Genomic DNA, 1,109 nt, shown 5'->3' on the forward strand with positions numbered 1-1,109 from the left:
GAAGATGGAAGTCTACTTGTGTAAGGTTGGGGTAAAATTGAATAGACACTGAGCGACAATTCAAGGAGAGTTGCCATGACACTTGACCAGAAGATTTATCAGGATGTCCAAAAGTTACCCGCTTCCTTCCAGGAAGAAATACTCGATTTTATCCGCTATCTGCTGATGAAAGCTGAACGTCAAGAAGCGCGAGAATGGTCTTCATTATCTCTCTCTTCGGCTATGAGCGGGATGGAAGATGAAGAGCCCTTATATACTCTTGCTGATTTGAAGGTTGTGTTCGGATGAAACGAGCAGGGCAAGTTGTTCTGTTTCGATTCCCGCAAACCGACCTGGAAGAGGGCAAGCTTCGTCCTGCTTAGTTGTTGGCAAAATTGCCCGGCCAGTACGATGACTGGTTGGTCTGCATGATCTCATCCCAAACCCGCCATTGCGTTGCCGAGTTTGATGAAGTAGTGCAGGATAGAGACCACGATTTTGTCGAAAGCGGTTTGAAGGTTACCAGTGTCATTCGAATTGGTCGCTTGGCCGTAGTATCGGGTGACTTACTTCTTGGAGCATTTGGGCAAATCTCTGAGCACCGGTTGGCACGTATCAAGAGGCGTCTTTCAGAGTGGCTCATTTAAAGTTAAACGGCGACTAACACTCCAGAGTAAAGGATTATCTATTTTCTAGTTGATGCTCATAGTTTGCCAGGGGGCGACTACTTCCCTGATTTTAGCTGAACATCTATTTCCTTCATTAGCCTGGATTCCCACGGAGTCCATAACCGCTAACAAAAATTATCGTCGACTCCTTAATTTTCTTGGTTTTACGCTCTGATTTATGAGCTTATTACTTATCCAACGCTATGCCAGGCGCCTGATCATTGAAAACCGCATTGAAGACAGCATCGATTTCTTCCACAGGGATGCTTTGTCCTCAGCAGTGGCCATGAAAGTCAATCTGGATGTTCAACTTACCCTGATGGCCAGCAGCCTATACCGCCTTATGGCCTTAAAAATAGGAAACGGCTATGAGAATGCCAAATCCCGACATATCTTCAGAGACTTTATCGATGCCACCGCCAACATAAAAATCACCAAAAGCGATATAATGGTCAAATTCCA

Annotated in this window: 1 protein-coding gene and 1 pseudogene; both read left to right on the top strand. The window is 45.3% G+C overall.

What is annotated here, in order from left to right; genetic code table 11:
* The first annotated feature begins 75 nt into the window (after nucleotides 1–75).
* Nucleotides 76–288 (top strand): DUF2281 domain-containing protein, encoded by a 213-nt coding sequence (locus HW443_RS11600; protein WP_176226821.1) that lies wholly within the window; start codon nucleotides 76–78, stop codon nucleotides 286–288.
* 537 nt (nucleotides 289–825) lie between these two features.
* A pseudogene (locus tag HW443_RS11605) lies at nucleotides 826–1,109 on the top strand (hypothetical protein); the annotation flags it as partial.

The sequence above is a fragment of the Candidatus Hakubella thermalkaliphila genome, from assembly GCF_013281975.1.
GTDB classification, from domain to species: Bacteria; Actinomycetota; Humimicrobiia; order Hakubellales; family Hakubellaceae; genus Hakubella; species Hakubella thermalkaliphila.